The organism is Peptostreptococcus sp. D1, assembly GCF_900112955.1.
GTDB lineage: Bacteria > Bacillota > Clostridia > Peptostreptococcales > Peptostreptococcaceae > Peptostreptococcus.
This window is the reverse complement of record NZ_FONP01000012.1, coordinates 20,241-35,948: the sequence shown is the minus strand read 5'-3', so window position 1 is coordinate 35,948 and position 15,708 is coordinate 20,241. Positions and strand designations below refer to the sequence as shown.

At 34.7% G+C, this 15,708-nt stretch carries 13 protein-coding genes and 1 riboswitch; all 13 genes read left to right on the top strand.

Translation table 11 applies throughout. From position 1 onward, the window contains the following. Positions 1 to 11: 11 nt before the first annotated feature. The 13 genes from BM120_RS08515 to BM120_RS08455 all read left to right on the top strand — a co-directional run bounded on the left by BM120_RS08515 (position 12) and on the right by BM120_RS08455 (position 15,640). A complete protein-coding gene (locus tag BM120_RS08515; RefSeq protein ID WP_091995022.1) occupies positions 12 to 1,238 on the top strand; it encodes a (R)-2-hydroxyisocaproyl-CoA dehydratase subunit alpha in 1,227 nt (408 codons plus the stop codon). Further along, positions 1,238 to 2,359 carry a 2-hydroxyacyl-CoA dehydratase subunit D gene (locus BM120_RS08510; RefSeq protein ID WP_091995019.1) on the top strand — a complete coding sequence of 374 codons (1,122 nt, stop codon included), beginning with the start codon at positions 1,238 to 1,240 and terminating at the stop codon, positions 2,357 to 2,359. The genes BM120_RS08515 and BM120_RS08510 overlap by 1 nt, the downstream gene beginning before the upstream one ends. Positions 2,360 to 2,382: 23 nt before the next feature. Next, entirely contained in the window at positions 2,383 to 3,525 is a 1,143-nt protein-coding gene (acdB, locus tag BM120_RS08505) for a putative isocaproyl-CoA dehydrogenase AcdB (RefSeq protein WP_091995016.1), read from the top strand. Positions 3,526 to 3,540: 15 nt separating this feature from the next. Continuing rightward, positions 3,541 to 4,326 (top strand): electron transfer flavoprotein subunit beta, encoded by a 786-nt coding sequence (gene etfB, locus BM120_RS08500; protein ID WP_091995012.1) that lies wholly within the window; start codon positions 3,541 to 3,543, stop codon positions 4,324 to 4,326. Positions 4,327 to 4,351: 25 nt separating this feature from the next. After that, positions 4,352 to 5,365, top strand: a complete 1,014-nt coding sequence (locus tag BM120_RS08495) for an electron transfer flavoprotein subunit alpha/FixB family protein (protein WP_091995009.1) — start codon at positions 4,352 to 4,354, stop codon at positions 5,363 to 5,365. A gap of 118 nt (positions 5,366 to 5,483) precedes the next feature. Further along, positions 5,484 to 6,482, top strand: coding sequence for a D-2-hydroxyacid dehydrogenase (locus BM120_RS08490; protein ID WP_091995006.1), 999 nt, complete (start codon positions 5,484 to 5,486; stop codon positions 6,480 to 6,482). A gap of 146 nt (positions 6,483 to 6,628) precedes the next feature. Further along, positions 6,629 to 7,736 (top strand): peptide chain release factor 2 gene (gene prfB, locus BM120_RS08485; protein ID WP_143076530.1). Its coding sequence is split into 2 segments (ribosomal slippage): positions 6,629 to 6,703 and positions 6,705 to 7,736, totalling 1,107 coding nucleotides; the frame shifts between segments, so codons are not numbered across the junction. A 309-nt stretch (positions 7,737 to 8,045) separates the two neighbouring features. Then, complete coding sequence (locus BM120_RS08480; protein WP_091995000.1) at positions 8,046 to 8,771, top strand: ferric reductase-like transmembrane domain-containing protein; 726 nt, start codon at positions 8,046 to 8,048, stop codon at positions 8,769 to 8,771. A gap of 33 nt (positions 8,772 to 8,804) precedes the next feature. Next, positions 8,805 to 9,377, top strand: coding sequence for an FMN-binding protein (locus BM120_RS08475; RefSeq protein WP_091994997.1), 573 nt, complete (start codon positions 8,805 to 8,807; stop codon positions 9,375 to 9,377). A 13-nt stretch (positions 9,378 to 9,390) separates the two neighbouring features. Continuing rightward, positions 9,391 to 11,376: an FMN-binding protein gene (locus tag BM120_RS08470; RefSeq protein WP_091994993.1), complete on the top strand. Its 1,986-nt coding sequence runs from the start codon at positions 9,391 to 9,393 to the stop codon at positions 11,374 to 11,376. A gap of 355 nt (positions 11,377 to 11,731) precedes the next feature. After that, positions 11,732 to 13,897 (top strand): Tex family protein, encoded by a 2,166-nt coding sequence (locus BM120_RS08465; protein ID WP_091994990.1) that lies wholly within the window; start codon positions 11,732 to 11,734, stop codon positions 13,895 to 13,897. 12 nt (positions 13,898 to 13,909) lie between these two features. Beyond that, a complete protein-coding gene (locus tag BM120_RS08460; RefSeq protein ID WP_091994987.1) occupies positions 13,910 to 14,725 on the top strand; it encodes a ferredoxin in 816 nt (271 codons plus the stop codon). A gap of 89 nt (positions 14,726 to 14,814) precedes the next feature. Then, positions 14,815 to 14,927, top strand: a riboswitch (FMN riboswitch). A gap of 92 nt (positions 14,928 to 15,019) precedes the next feature. Then, on the top strand, positions 15,020 to 15,640 hold the full coding sequence (locus tag BM120_RS08455) for an ECF transporter S component (RefSeq protein ID WP_091994984.1): 621 nt from the start codon (positions 15,020 to 15,022) through the stop codon (positions 15,638 to 15,640). Positions 15,641 to 15,708 lie beyond the last annotated feature (68 nt).

Here is a 15,708-nt window from a genome sequence, read left to right as displayed (position 1 = left end):
AGGGGACTATCGTGGAAGAAGTAAAAAAAGATGCAAAACAATTAATTGCTGAATTATTGGATGCTCAATATCAAGCTGGATTTAAAGCCAAAGAAGAAGGCAGACCTGTAGGCTGGGCGACATCAGTTTTTCCACAAGAGCTGGCAGAAATATTTGACTTGGTTTTATTATATCCAGAAAACCATGCTGCAGGTGTTGCAGCAAAGAAAGAGTCTCAAGAGCTTTGCGAATTATCTGAAGGCATAGGTTATTCAAATGACCTTTGTGCATATGCTAGAACAAACTTTGGTCTTTTGTTAAAAGGTCACTCAGATGCTCTTCCAATGCCGGAGCCAGATTTCCTATGCTGCTGTAACAATATATGTGATGAGGTTGTTAAATGGTATGAAAGTATTGCCAGAGACCTTAATATACCTCTAATTATGATAGATACAGCATACAACTATGAATATGAAGTTAGTGATAATAGAATTAAGTACCTAAGGGGACAATTTGAAGAGGCTATAAAGCAATTTGAAAAAATTTCTGGAAAACCGTTTGATCCAAAAAGATTGGAAGAAGTAATGAGAATTTCTTCTGAAAATGGTAAGCTATGGAAGTACTCAATGAGCTTGCCTGAGGGTAACTTCCCATCTCCAATGAATGGATTTGATTTGTTTAACTATATGGCAGCTATTGTTGCAGCTAGAGGCAAAAAAGAAACAACTGAAGCATTCAAGCTTTTAATTGAAGAATTAAAGCAAAATGCTAAGGAAGGTAAATCCTCTTTCAGAGGCGAGGAAAAATATAGAATAATGATGGAAGGTATTCCATGCTGGCCTTATATAGGATTCAAGCTAAAATCAACTTCTAAAGCTGGTGTAAATATGACTGGTTCAGTATATCCACACGCTTGGGCTTTGGAATATGAGGTTAATGATCTAGATGGAATGGCTAGAGCATACAGTTCCATGTTTAACAACGTAAACATGGAAAGAATGGTTGAGTATAGAGTTAATGCACTTAAGGGTGGAGACTGTGACGGTGCATTATACCATATGAACAGAAGCTGCAAGATGATGAGCTTCATTCAATATGAAATGGCTAGAAGAGTTTATGATCAAACTGGGCTACCTTATACTGGCTTTGACGGAGACCAAGCAGACCCTAGAAACTTTGCAAAGGCACAGTTTGAAACAAGATTAGAAGGTTTGGTAGAAGTAATGGCAGAAAGAAAAAATAAGGGAGGTGCTCAATAATGACTCTAAATGAAGTATTAGAAAAATTAGAATATGTAGCAAATAATCCTAAGAAGATGCTGCAGGACTATATAAAAAGTGGGAAAAAGATTGTAGGATGCTTTCCAATGTACACTCCTGAAGAAATCGCCCATGCAGGTGGAATGGTTCCAATGTCAATGTGGGGTGGAAATACGAATATAGAAAGAGCAAAGGAATACTATCCAGCATTTGTCTGTTCAATAATCGCTGCAAATGTTGAATATGGATTAAAGGGAAGCTATGATGGAGTTTCAGCAGTAATGATTCCTTGTATGTGTGATACTTTAAGAAGTACAACTCAAAACTGGAAGTCAGGTGTTAAGATTCCTATGGTAGCATTTGCTCATCCTCACAACAGAAAAATTCAAGCTGGTGTTGATTATCTAGCTGAAGAATACGAGTCTGTAAAGAAAAGATTGGAAGATATTTGCGAATGTGAAATAACTGAAGATGCTATGTTAAAGAGTATTGACATTTATAACGAGCATAGAAAGGTTATGCAGGAATTCGTAGAATTAGTTCCAAGCTATCTAAACACTATTACTCCTACAAAGAGAAACGCTGTTATAAAGAGTGGAAACTTTATGCTAAAGGAAGAGCATACATTGCTAGTTAAAGAGCTAAATGAAATTCTTAAATCAATGCCGAAGGAAGATTTCAAAGGCAAAAAAGTGATGACAACAGGTATAGTTCTTGATGATAAGGGATTCCTAGAGGTTATTGAAAAGAATAATCTAGCTGTTGCCTATGACAATGTAGGTCAGGAAACTAGACAATTTTCTACATTGGTTCCAGAAGGAAATAGTGCTTTAGAAAGATTGGCATTGCAGTGGTCAAATATTGAGGGATGCTCATTGGCTTATGATCCACAGAGATTAAGAGGCAAAATAGTAGCTGATCATGTGAAGAGACTAGGTATTGATGGCGTAATCTATGGATTGATGAAATTCTGTGATCCAGAAGAATATGATTATCCTATTTTCAAGAAAGACATGGATGAAGCAGGTATTCCTCACTTATATATAGAAATTGAACAAGGAACAAGTAATATTGAGCAAATGAGAACAAGAATTCAGACATTTGCAGATATTATATCTTAATAATCAAATTTGGAGGTTGAGTAATGATATTTAAGAAAGAGCACGAATTAGTAAGAAAATCTATAAAGGATTTTTGCCAGCGTGAATTGTATGACACAGATTTAGCTGAACAGATGGACAGAGAAGGCGTTGAAATGCCGAAAGAATTTTTGGATAAGCTTGCAAAGTATAAATTTTCTTGTCCAATAGTTCCTAGAGAATATGGCGGAGCAGGAGCTGACTATGTTTCTTATGCAATAATAATGGAAGAATTGTCAAGAGCTGATGCATCATGTGGTACTTATGTTACTGCAGGGGCTTCTCTAGTTGCGTTGCCATTAATTAATTTCGGAACTGAAATGCAAAAAGAAAAATATCTTAAACCATTGGCGGAAGGTACAATGGTAGGTGCATTCGGTCTTACAGAGCCGGGTGCTGGTTCAGATGCTGGTGCAACACAGACTACAGCTGTATTAGAAGGAGATCACTACATACTAAATGGTAGAAAGTGTTGGATAACAAATGCTCCTTTCTGTGACTTTGCCATTGTTACAGCTGTTACTCAAAAAGGAATGGGAACAAAGGGTATATCTACATTTATTATCGAAACAAAATGGGAAGGGTTCTCTCATGGAGCTCATGAAGATAAGATGGGTATCAGAGGAACTAGAACTGCAGATTTAATTTTTGAAAATATGAAGGTTCCAAAAGAAAACTTACTAGGAAAAGAAGGTAAGGGATTCAACGTTATGATGAACACACTAGAAGCGGGTAGAATAGGTGTTGCTGCTCAGGCTGTTGGTGTTGCTCAAAGTGCTTTAGATGAAGCTATTAAATATACAAAGGAAAGAGTACAGTTTGGTAAACCGCTATCTGCATTCCAAAATACTCAGTTTACAATAGCAGATATGGCTACAAAGGTTGAAGCTGCAAGATTGTTGGTATATCAGGCTGCACAGCTAAAGGATAACGGTCAAAGTCCGGCGATTGCATCTTCTATGGCGAAATACTACGCTGCTGAAATAGCAAATGAAGTGGCTTATAAAGCTCTACAGTTACATGGTGGATACGGATACGTTAAGGATTATAGAATAGAGAGAATATATCGTGATTCAAGAATTCTACCGATTTATGAAGGTACATCTCAAGTACAGCAGATGGTAATAGCAGGAAAATTATTAAAATAGAAGGTGGTGTGTGATTTGAAAATTATCGTATGTGTAAAACAAGTTCCAGATACAACTGAAGTAAAAATAGATAAAAAAACAAATACATTAATCAGGGAAGGCGTTCCGAGTATATTGAACCCAGATGATGCAAACGCATTGGAACAAGCCTTGGTGTTAAAAGAAACTATGAGTGATGTTACAGTTACAGTTATATCAATGGGGCCTCCTCAGGCAGATGTAATGCTTAGAGAATGTTTGGCAATGGGTGCTGATGAAGCATTGTTATTAAGTGATAGAGCATTTGGTGGTTCAGATACATGGGCTACTTCAAATGCTATAGCAGCGGCTATAAGAAAAATTGGTGAATATGACATAATATTTGCTGGTAGACAGGCGATAGACGGAGATACAGCTCAGGTTGGTCCTCAGATATCTGAAAAGCTTGGAATACCACAGGTTACATATGTTGAAGATATGGAAATAATAGGCGATAAAGTTAGAGTAAGAAGACAGTTAGAGGATGGCTATGAAATGATAGAAGCCAAAATGCCGATATTGTTGACAGCAGTAAAAGAGCTTAACGAGCCAAGACATATGTACATCGACAAAATATTTGATGCGTATCAAAAAGAAATACCTGTACTTACAATAAATGATGTTGATATTACAACTGAAGAAGTTGGCTTGAAGGCATCACCTACAAGAGTATTTAGATCTTTCACTCCAGAGGTTAAGGGTCAGGGTGTTATTTTAGAAGGTACAGAAAAAGAAGTTGCTCAGAAGCTAATAGGTGAATTAAAGGGAGCACACATAATTTAACAAATATTTTAGGGAGAAGAATATTATGCAGATACAAGATATAAATCAATATAAAGACATATGGGTTTTTGCTGAGCAAAGACAAGGCAAAATTACACCCGTTGTAATTGAATTATTAGGTGAAGGAAGAAAATTAGCAAATGTTAAAGGAGTTAGCTTAAATGCTATACTACTTGGAAAAGATGTTAAAGGTTTAGCTTCTGAATTGATAGCTTACGGTGCAGAGAAAGTTTATATTGCTGATGATGCGTTATTGGAAAACTACACTACAGATGCGTATGCAAAGGTTATAGTTGACTCAATAAATGAAATAAAACCAGAGATAGTTCTATTGGGAGCTACTAATATAGGTCGAGATCTTGCTCCTAGAATTGCATCAAGATTAAACACTGGTTTGACAGCAGACTGTACAAAGCTAGAAATAGATGAAGAGGATGGAAAAATCAAGCAGACTAGACCTGCATTTGGTGGTAATATAATGGCTACTATAATATGTCCAGATGTTCGACCTCAGATGTCTACAGTTAGACCTGGTGTTATGGATAAGGCTGAAAGAGATGATTCGAGAGTTGGTGAAGTAATAGAGCTTAACTATGATTTAAAAGAATCTGATATCAGAACAAAGGTAATTGAAATAGTTAAATCAGCTCATGAAAAAGTATCTTTAACAGATGCGAACATTATAGTTTCAGGTGGTAAAGGGCTTGGAAATGCAGAAGGGTTTAAGGTAATTGAGGAATTGGCTAGTAAGCTAGGTGGTGTCGTTGGTTCATCAAGAGCAGCTGTTGATGCTGGCTGGATAGACAGAAGTCATCAGGTTGGGCAGACTGGTGTAACAGTTAAACCAAATCTTTACGTAGCTTGTGGTATTTCAGGTGCTATTCAGCATTTAGCTGGTATGAAGGAATCTGATATAATAGTTGCGATAAATAAAGATCCAGATGCACCTATATTCAATGTTGCAGATTATGGAATAGTTGGAGATTTGTACAAAGTTATTCCAGAAATAATAGAAGCATTAGATTCAATCGAAAAATAGTTTGAATTTAATTCAAATTGGCATTGCAGCCATTATGGGTATAATGGCTGATGTCGGTTTGAGAAAAGTTTGTTGTTAATTTATTAATTGTTCTTGTATTTTAAAAAGGGGGATAAAGATGAGAATTTTAGCATATCATGTTCAACCATATGAAGAAAAAGCTTTTGTAAATTGGGCTAAAAACAACGGTATAGAAGTTGTTTTGGAAAAAGGGTTGTTATCAGTAGATTCTGTCGATAAGGCGAAGGGATTTGATGGTGTAACAACTCAGCAGGTTATACCAGTTAAGGATGAAGAAATATTTAAGAAGCTAAAAGAATATGGAGTTTCTCAAATTTCTTCTAGAACTGCTGGAGTCGATATGTTTGACGGGTTGTTAGCAAAGAAGTACGGTGTTGCCATAACAAACGTACCGAGATATTCTCCAAATGCAATTGCTGAATTGGCTGTTTCTCATGCTATGCAGTTATTAAGAAATGTTAAACATATTAATGCAGCTATGAGAAAAGGGGACTTTACTTGGAATAAAGATCTTATTTCAAGAGAAATTAGAAATTGTACTGTAGGTATTGTTGGTACTGGTAAAATTGGTTTTACTGCTGCAAAACTGTTTAAAGGCTTGGGTGCTAAAGTAATTGGATATGATAAGTTTATAAATGAAGAGGCAAAAGAAGTATTAGAGTATAAGGATACTTTGGATGACTTGTTGAAGGAAGCAGATGTAGTTTCATTGCACTTACCTCTATTTGATGATACGTATCATCTAATAAACAAAGAAAATATAAAGCTTATGAAGGATGATGCGATTTTAGTAAATACTGGAAGAGGAGCTCTTGTCAACATAGATGATGTAATAGATGCTCTTGAAAGTGGCAAGCTTTTTGGTGCAGGAATAGACGTTTTGGAATGTGAAACAATGTACGTTAATCAAAAAGTTGATGACGAAAAGATAAAAGGAACTGTAGTTGAAAAATTGATGAGCATGGATAATGTTGTACTTACAGGACATTTTGCTTTCTTTACAGAAACAGCAGTAGATAACCTGGTTTCTACTTCACTTGATAATATTAAAAATAGTGTTGAAACTGGTAAATTGCAGAATTGTACAAATATGTAAATTTCAAATTATACCCTTTTGGAGAACTGTCAGATTGACAGTTCTCTTATTTTTTATTGATATTTAATAATATCAAATTTTGTATTAAAATATGATTTTGTGGTATAATTAATATCATCAATAGAAAAAAGAAAGTGGGTGTTTAAGTGCTTAATATTCAGGATTATAAAAATGAATTTGAGACTATAGGTAACAGGGTGAGAGAGCTGGGTGTTTCTCTTTGACTTGGATAGTTTAAGATCTAGGCAATCAGATATAAATGCGTTAATGGAAGATCAAAGCTTTTGGGAAGATAGTGAAAGGTCAAATAAGTATCTTCAAGAGAATAAGGCCATTTCAAATCAGATAGAAGATTATGAGGTGTTGTTTTCTATGTATGAGGAGATAGGAATATATATTGAATTGAGTATGGAAGCAGAATCAGAAGAACAGGATGATATCGAACGAAATTTGAAGGAACAAATCGAATCAACTCAAAAAAAATTAGATGATATGACTATGAAGCTTCTATTTAAAGGAGAATATGATGGCAATAATGCTATTTTATCAATTAATTCAGGTACAGGTGGATTGGATGCTCAGGATTGGTCTCAAATGATGCTTAGAATGTATATTAGATGGGCTGAAGGAAGAGGTTTTACAGTAAAGCTGTTGGATTTGATTTCGGATACTGAAGCTGGAATTAAAACTGCGACTCTATTAATCAAGGGGATTCATTCCTATGGTTATCTAAAAAGTGAGAAGGGTGTTCATAGATTGGTTAGGATATCGCCATTTGATTCGTCTGGGAAAAGGCATACATCTTTTGCTTCAGTCGATGTAACACCTGAAATAGATGATGATGCAGAAATTGAAATAAATCCATCAGATCTAAAAATTGATACCTATAGAGCTTCTGGTGCAGGTGGTCAACATGTAAATACGACTGATTCTGCTGTAAGAATTACCCATTTACCGACTGGAGTTGTGGTACAGTGTCAAAATGAGAGAAGTCAGCATACAAATAGAGATGTGGCTATGAAGTTACTTAAAGCAAAATTAATACAGCTGAAGGAAGAGGAAAAGAAAGAGAAAATTGAAGACCTGCAGGGAAAATATAACCAGATAACATGGGGAAGTCAGATTAGATCATATGTTTTTCAGCCGTATAAGCTAGTAAAAGACCACAGGACAAATTATGACAATACGAATGTTGATTCTGTAATGGATGGAGATTTGGACGGATTTATGTTTGAATATCTAAAGAGTTTGTAATTTTTTTCACTTATGACTGTAATACAGAGCTTATAGATAATATTAAAAAAATAAATCAATAATTTATAAAATGGTAAATTAATAAAAACAGTAAATTATTTTTGATTTTACTGTTTTTTTATTGTTCAAAAGTGATGCTCAGCACTGGAATAATAATATTTAAAAAAAATTTAAAAAAATGAATTAACATTAATTTTTTTACAAAAAAATAAATATGAAAGAGGAAGTGATTGACATGAGTAATAGAGTATGGTATCCTAATTTAGTGAGAATGATAAACAATTGCAGAAAATTCAAAAGGGGGATTATATGTACATAATAGTTTGTTTAACAATAGTAACATTGCTCAGCTATTTCATGAGCGATTATATCAAGAAATACAGCATTAATGTATACCTTGTTGTTTCGACTCTGTCTCTGATGGCAATTATTCATGCTATTTTAATTCTAAATGGAAATTCAATAGATTATGTAGTGGGGCTGAAGCAATTGATGAGAGCTATAGACTCTGGTGCAATGGGTGGGGCTGTATTTATTCTAGTTATGTATATGGGTGTCTTTGATATGAAAAAAGCATATCAGAGAAGGCTGAGGGTAATAAGAGCCGAATTATCAATAGTAGGCTGTATTATTACGTTTCCTCACAATATCCACTATTTGTTTTCATTTATAATGAATAGTGGAAATATAGTAAAGGCAAGGGATTTTACTGTCTGGACAAACTTAATGATGTTTGCCGCAGCTATAATTGCAATCATAATTATGATTCCTTTGTTTGTTACATCTTTTAGGTATTTTAGAAAGAAAATATCTGCTAAGGCATGGAAAAATCTGCAAGAATATGCATACATTTTTTATGCGATGATTTTCATTCAGGTAATGATGGTTTACCTGGGAAGACCATCAAGTCTTATTAGAAATCTAAATTTGCTATTCTATTTCTTGATTTTCACTTCATATACTGTTCTTAAAATCAAAATGGTGTGTGAAAAGAGAAGCTTAAAAATTGAAAAAATGGCGACGAATAAGTATTAGGGCATATTAGGTCAGGTAGAATTGGAGAATTTTATGAGGGGAATTTTTATTAAGAAAAAAAAAGAAATTATTACTGGAGGAGCTTGCTTGCTGGTAGCTCTAGTAATAGCTGTGGGTTCAAAGGTTAAGGCAAATCCTACACCTATTTCATCAAGCTCTGAAAAATCTAACACTAACGAAATCTCTAGAAAGCTTAATGATTCTCGAGCTGATGCAAGCAAAAATTCAGATTTATCTGAATCAAATAATGGTAGTAATAATGGTGGCTCTGAAGGTAATACAGCATCTAAAGAACAGTCTAAGAATAGCTCATCATCAAATCAAAATGGAGATGATTCAAGCTCTGGATCAAAGTTTAAGGATGGAACATTTTCTGGAAGTGCCCAAGGCTTTAAGGGTGATGTGAAGGTTAATGTAGTTGTTTCAGGTGGAAAAATAACAACTATAGATGTTGTTGAAAATCCGGATGACGAAGAGTATTTCAGTAAAGCTAAGACTTTAATTGATGAAATTATAAATACTCAATCAACAGACGTAAATGTTGTGAGTGGTGCAACTTATAGTTCAAACGGAATTATAAATGCTGTTGCTAATGCCTTGAAATAGTGGAGGTAGAAAAATGAAGGCTAAGATTGATAAACTGATTTGCTCAGGGATTATTTTGTCGATTTTTGTAGGAATTACAGGCTATAGTACAGGAATGATCTATGGTAAATCAATAGATGATGAAAATTTGAATAAGCTAAAGAGCCAATTTGAAGAGGAGCTTTCAAAGAGCAATAGTAATAGTGAAAACTCCAGTGATACAAGTGGTTCAAAGGATAGTGGAGATAAAAAGGATGGCAGTGAGAGCAAAGGCGGAAATAGTAGCTCTAAGAATGGCAAATCTAGTAAGAAAGCGAAAACTCCGTCATCAAATAGAACTAGTAGATCTTCAGTGAGAAATTCAAATTCGGGATCTACAAGTTCACCAGTAAATACATCTATACCAAACAAGCTTAAGGATGGTACATACTATGGCGAGGCTAATGGCTATGCTGGACCAGTAAAGGTTAAGGTAGTTGTAAGTGGTGGAAGGATAAGCGATATATCAGTTGAATCTCATACTGAAACTCCAGGATATTATGAAAAAGGAGCAGGAGTTATATCAAGTATTCTTTCGGCACAGAACACAAATGTAGACTCTATAAGTGGAGCAACTCTTACAAGTAATGCAATAAAATCGGCAGTTTCTAGTGCACTAAGAAATGCAGGTGCAAGTTCTGGAGGAACAAGTGGATCTTCAAATAGTAGCTCAGACAGTGAAAAACTAAAGAAGCAGGTTTCTGATCTTCAAAAAGATAAGGAGTCATTGAAAAAGCAGTTAAATGATGCACTTAATAACTCTAATGGAATTCCTGGAAAGCTAAAGGATGGTACATATCATGGAGAATCAAATGGTTATGCTGGACCAATAAAGGTTAAGGTAGTTGTAAGTGGTGGAAGGATAAGCGATATATCAGTTGAATCTCATACTGAAACTTCAGGATACTATGAGAAAGGAGCAGGAGTTATATCAAGCATACTTTCTGCTCAAAGTACAAAGGTAGATTCTATCAGTGGAGCAACTCTTACAAGTGGTGCAATAAAATCTGCGGTTTCTAGTGCCTTGAAAAGTGCAGGAGCAAATTCTGGTGGCGAGGATAACAGTCAAGAAAATAATAGGCTAAAGAGACAGGTCTCTGAGCTTCAAAGTGAGAAGGAATCTTTGAGAAAACAATTGAACGATGCTCTAAGTAACTCCAGTGATATTTCCAGCAGGTTGAATGATGGAACATATGAAGGCTCTGGAAGAGGCTTCAAGGGAGATATAAATGTATCTGTGAAGGTATCTAATGGTAAAATTGAGAGCATAGCTGTGACAAATCACAGTGATGATGAGCCATATATAACAGATGCAAAGTCTATATTATCAAGAATAGTTTCGAATCAGAGTGTTAAGGTGGATTCTGTGACAGGTGCTACATTTAGTTCAAACGGGATAAAGACTGCAGTAAAGAATGCCTTGAAAAAAGCAGTCTCTTCTGGAGATAACTCCGAATTACTAGAAAAAATTAATGTGTTAACCTTGGAAAATGGAAACCTAAAATCTGAAAATAAAAAGCTTGAAAAGATGCTAGAAGACTACAAGGAAAAAATAAAATTACTGGATCCGAATTTCGGGAAAACAGATGATAAAGAGCCTAATTCAGGAGAAAATACTGACACGACAAAATATGATGGAACGTACAAGGGTGAAGCAGAGGCTATTGAACCAAGTAATATGCCTTGGGGGGAAGAAAGTAAATATACGATAAAGCTAAGTGTTACAGTGAAGGGCGGCAAAATCACTAAAATTGACGACAGTGAAACAAAGGTAAAATCGTCTTCAAATAATGATTTTTTCAACAAGGCTAAAGATGTATACAAATATTATATAGGTGAAAGTGTTCATGAGAAAATAAAGCAATTGAGTAAGTTTGATGGCAGTGAAACGAGCGGTGTTGATGTTATTTCAAATGCCACAGTTTCCAGCAATGCAATACATACGGCTATTAAAGAGGCTCTTAAAAATATTAAACATTAGTAAATTACTGAGATAACAAAAAATAATAAATACAATCATCATAAATCCATAGTTAAAATATAAAATATCATTAGAGTAATTTACTATGTTGATAAAAATGGATTGACCCATAAGGGCAGTATCCAAACAATGGAGGCGTACATTCAAATAAGAAAATGAATGTACAGCCTCCATTTTTACTGTATTTATAAAAAATATAGATTAGACTAAGCATATTGTAAAAATTGCTTGAGCAAAGAAAATAGAAAGTATAAAATAAATTGAACAATTTGTTAGTTTTTTCAAAATAACCCTCCAAAATATAGTATAATGAAAATGGATTGTCCAAAAGAAAAACAAGAAAGAGGGGGGCTATATGGATATTAATAAAATTTTGGAAAAAGAATTGAATTTGAGGCAATTTCAAATTGAAAATACGATTAAATTGATTGATGAAGGAAATACAATTCCTTTTATTGCTAGATATAGAAAAGAACAGACTGGAGAAATGAGCGATGTTCAGCTAAGGGATTTCCATGATAGATTGACTTATTTGAGAAATTTGGTAGATAGAAAGGATGATATAAAAAGACTTATAGATGAACAGGGCAAGCTGACTGATGAGATTGTAACTGCAGTTGACAATGCAAAAACGTTACAGGAGGCTGAAGATATTTATGCACCATACAAGCAGAAAAAAAGAACAAGAGCTACAATCGCTAAAGAAAGAGGCTTGGAATCTTTAGCAATGATGATTTTATTATCAAGAAATGTTGATTTGTATAAAGAGGCTGAAAGCTATATAGATGAAGAAAAGGGTGTTGATAATATCAATATTGCGATTGAGGGCTCAAAGGATATAATTGCAGAACAGATGAGTGACGATGCAGAAATTAGAAAGCATATTAGAGAAAATGCACTAAACTATGGATTAGTCGTATCAAAATCGAAGGCTGAAAGCGATACTGTCTATAAAATGTATAGCGATTTTACTGAGGCTGTGAAAACAATCTTACCACATAGAACCTTGGCTATTAATCGTGGGGAAAAAGAGGGCATATTGTCTGTAAAGCTTGTCATTGAAGATGAAAAAATGATAGAATACATAGCAAAAAAATATTCCGGAAAACAAAATGAGGGTAATGAAGATATTTTGCTGGAAATAGCACAGGATTCATACAAGAGGCTGATATTCCCATCAATAGAGAGGGAAGTGAGAAATCACTTGACTGATATTGCACAAGAAAGAGCAATAAAGGTATTCGGTCAAAATCTTAATGGTCTATTGCTACAGCCACCTATTAAGGACAAGGTAGTGATGGGCTTTGATCCGGCTTATAGAACTGGATGTAAGATTGCTGTAGTAGATAAAAATGGGAAGCTATTAGACTTCACTACTGTATATCCGACTGAACCGCAGAATAAAATTGATGAATCCAAAAAAATTCTAAAAAAATTGATAGAAAAACACAAGGTGAATATAATATCTATAGGTAATGGTACAGCATCAAGGGAGTCTGAGAAGTTTGTTGCTGATATGATTTCCGAAATAGAGAGAAATGTGAGCTATGTGATTGTAAATGAGGCTGGAGCTTCTGTTTACTCAGCATCGAAGCTGGCAAATGAAGAGCATCCAGATATAAATGTTTCAATAAGAGGTGCTATTTCTATAGCAAGAAGATTACAGGATCCAATGGCAGAGCTGGTAAAAATTGAACCAAAGAGCATTGGAGTTGGACAATATCAACACGATGTCAACGAAAAAAGACTGACAGAGGTTCTTGACGGAGTGGTTGAGGATTCGGTAAATAAAATAGGTGTAGACATTAATACTGCATCATTTTCGTTATTGGAGCATATTGCTGGTATTTCCTCAAGTGTTGCAAAAAATATTGTGGCATATAGAGATGAAAATGGAGATTTTGCCGGAATAGACGAGCTGAAAAAAGTAAAAAGGTTGGGACCAGCTGCATTTAAGCAGTCTGCTGGATTTATCAGAATACCAAATTCTAGTAATCCATTGGACAATACAGGTGTTCATCCAGAAAGCTATAAGGCTTGTGAAAAGATAATAGGCCTGCTGAGCTATACAATGTATGATATAAGGGATGGAAAGCTTGATGATATAGATAGCAGAGTGAAAAAATACGGCTTTGCAAAGCTTTGTGAGGATTCAGGTGTCGGAAATGCTACTATGAAAGATATTATAGAAGAAATAAAAAAACCGGGTAGAGATATTCGTGATAGCGGTATAAAGCCTATACTGAGAACGGATGTGATGAAATTAGAGGATTTGGAGATAGATATGGAATTATCTGGAACAGTAAGAAATGTGGTGGATTTTGGGGCATTTGTCGATATCGGAATAAAAAATGATGGACTGGTTCACATATCAGAAATATCAAATAAAAGGATAAATAAGGTTTCTGATGTGCTGACAGTTGGAGATATTGTTAATGTAAGAGTAATAAAAATAGATTTGGAGCGTGGCAAAGTTGGTTTATCTATAAGAAATGTGAAGCAGCCTAAAGGTGATATGTAAATTGGTGATGATATGAAAGTATGTTCGATTTATTTTAGTGCAACAGGTACAACTAAGAAAGTTGTCAGTAGAATGGGTAATAGAATTTCTGAAGGCTTGGGAAAAGGTATAGTGTATAGGGAGATAGACATTACCAATCCAAGCTCAAGGAAAAATAAATTGATTTTTGATGGAGAAGATATTGTGATCTTTGGTGTTCCAACCTATGCTGGTAGGGTTCCAAACTTGCTTTTGCCGTTTTTGAAAACAATTAAAGGCAACGGTGCACTTTGTATTCCAGTTGTTCTATATGGTAATAGGAGCTACGATGATTCTCTTATTGAATTATCTGAGATAATGAGGACTAACCTTTTTAGAATAGCTGCTGCAGGCGCTTTTGTAGGAGAACATTCGTTTTCATTAGAGCTTGGAAAAGGAAGACCAGATAATGAGGATTTCAAGTCTATTGACAGGTTTGCTATGATGATTTGTAAGAAGGTATTGTCTGGTAGTGTACAATTGAATGGAGCTATAAAGGGAACAATTCCATATAGAGACTATTTTTCTCCAAGAGATAGGTCTGGGAATAAGATAAATTTTATAAAAATAAAGCCGAAAACAAAGCTAGAGCTTTGCGACGATTGTAAGATTTGCTATGAGGCTTGTCCATTAGGATCGATAGAGTATGACGATGTTTCGGTCGTTTCAGGAAAATGTATGAAATGCTGTTCATGTGTGAAAAGATGTCCAAAAGGATCAAAATTCTTTGATGATGAAGGATATTTGTTTCATAAGGACGAGCTGGAATATATGTACCATGAGAGAAAGGAAATAGAAATATTTTTATAGCCGAAAATAAAATTATTTTTTATCAAATATATTGATATTTTTATTGACACTTTTTTGAAACGAGGCTATAATAAAGATATAAATTAATAAAAAATCTTCGGGGGTGGGTGAAATTCCCTACCGGCGGTTATAGCCCGCGAGCGCAAGCTGATTTGGTGAAATTCCAAAGCCGACAGTAAAGTCTGGATGAGAGAAGAAATTTAGCGATTCTAATTATCGTGTTGAATTGTAATCCAAATCCTGAAGAAGTTTCTTCAGGATTTTTTTATCCCTCGAACTAATGGAGGTAAAAATATGAGTAAAACAGGCGTACTAAAAAATCAAAACAGTGGAGTTTCAACGAATAAGCTAGTAAAGGTATCATTGCTTTCAGCGATATCGTTTATATTGATGTTTGTCGAAATGCCAATACCAGGACTTTTTCCTGAGTTTTTAAAGATTGATATTTCGGATATACCAGCATTGATAGCTGGGATTTCGATGGGACCATTGGCAGGCGTGGCTGTTGAAGTAATAAAAAACTTTTTACATGGTATTGTGGCGACTACAACTGGTGGAGTTGGCGAAATAGCAAACATTATAGTAGGCAGCTCCTTTGTAATCGGAGTTTCTTTGATATACAATAGAAAAAGGAATATAAAAGCTTTGATTTTGAGTCTAGTTGGAGCAACTTTGCTAATGGTTGTTGTAGGCTCTGTAGTTAATTACTTTTTCTTATTACCTTTCTATGGTCAGCTGATGGGTATCGATGCTATAATTGGAATAGGGAAGGCAGTAAATCCAAGAGTAAATAATTTGTTAGATTTTGTATTATGGTTTATTGGACCATTTAACTTTGTTAAAGGGGTTATGTTATCGATATTAATCCTTCCTTTGTACAAAAAAATGGAAGCTTTGATTAGACCAGCAAACTAATATTTATGAAAAATAAATCTCTAGTGTACTATTAATTTACAAATAAAAAAAAATATACTATATACTAA

What these genes read in the sequence shown, in the direction of transcription:
- BM120_RS08475 (WP_091994997.1), top strand. Translation starts at nt 8,805, where the DNA reads ATGAGGGGAATTTTTATTAAGAAAAAAAAAGAAATTATTACTGGAGGA.
- BM120_RS08470 (WP_091994993.1), top strand. Translation starts at nt 9,391, where the DNA reads ATGAAGGCTAAGATTGATAAACTGATTTGCTCAGGGATTATTTTGTCG.
- BM120_RS08495 (WP_091995009.1), top strand. Translation starts at nt 4,352, where the DNA reads ATGCAGATACAAGATATAAATCAATATAAAGACATATGGGTTTTTGCT.
- BM120_RS08510 (WP_091995019.1), top strand. Translation starts at nt 1,238, where the DNA reads ATGACTCTAAATGAAGTATTAGAAAAATTAGAATATGTAGCAAATAAT.
- BM120_RS08480 (WP_091995000.1), top strand. Translation starts at nt 8,046, where the DNA reads ATGTACATAATAGTTTGTTTAACAATAGTAACATTGCTCAGCTATTTC.
- acdB (WP_091995016.1), top strand. Translation starts at nt 2,383, where the DNA reads ATGATATTTAAGAAAGAGCACGAATTAGTAAGAAAATCTATAAAGGAT.
- BM120_RS08455 (WP_091994984.1), top strand. Translation starts at nt 15,020, where the DNA reads ATGAGTAAAACAGGCGTACTAAAAAATCAAAACAGTGGAGTTTCAACG.
- BM120_RS08465 (WP_091994990.1), top strand. Translation starts at nt 11,732, where the DNA reads ATGGATATTAATAAAATTTTGGAAAAAGAATTGAATTTGAGGCAATTT.
- BM120_RS08490 (WP_091995006.1), top strand. Translation starts at nt 5,484, where the DNA reads ATGAGAATTTTAGCATATCATGTTCAACCATATGAAGAAAAAGCTTTT.
- BM120_RS08460 (WP_091994987.1), top strand. Translation starts at nt 13,910, where the DNA reads ATGAAAGTATGTTCGATTTATTTTAGTGCAACAGGTACAACTAAGAAA.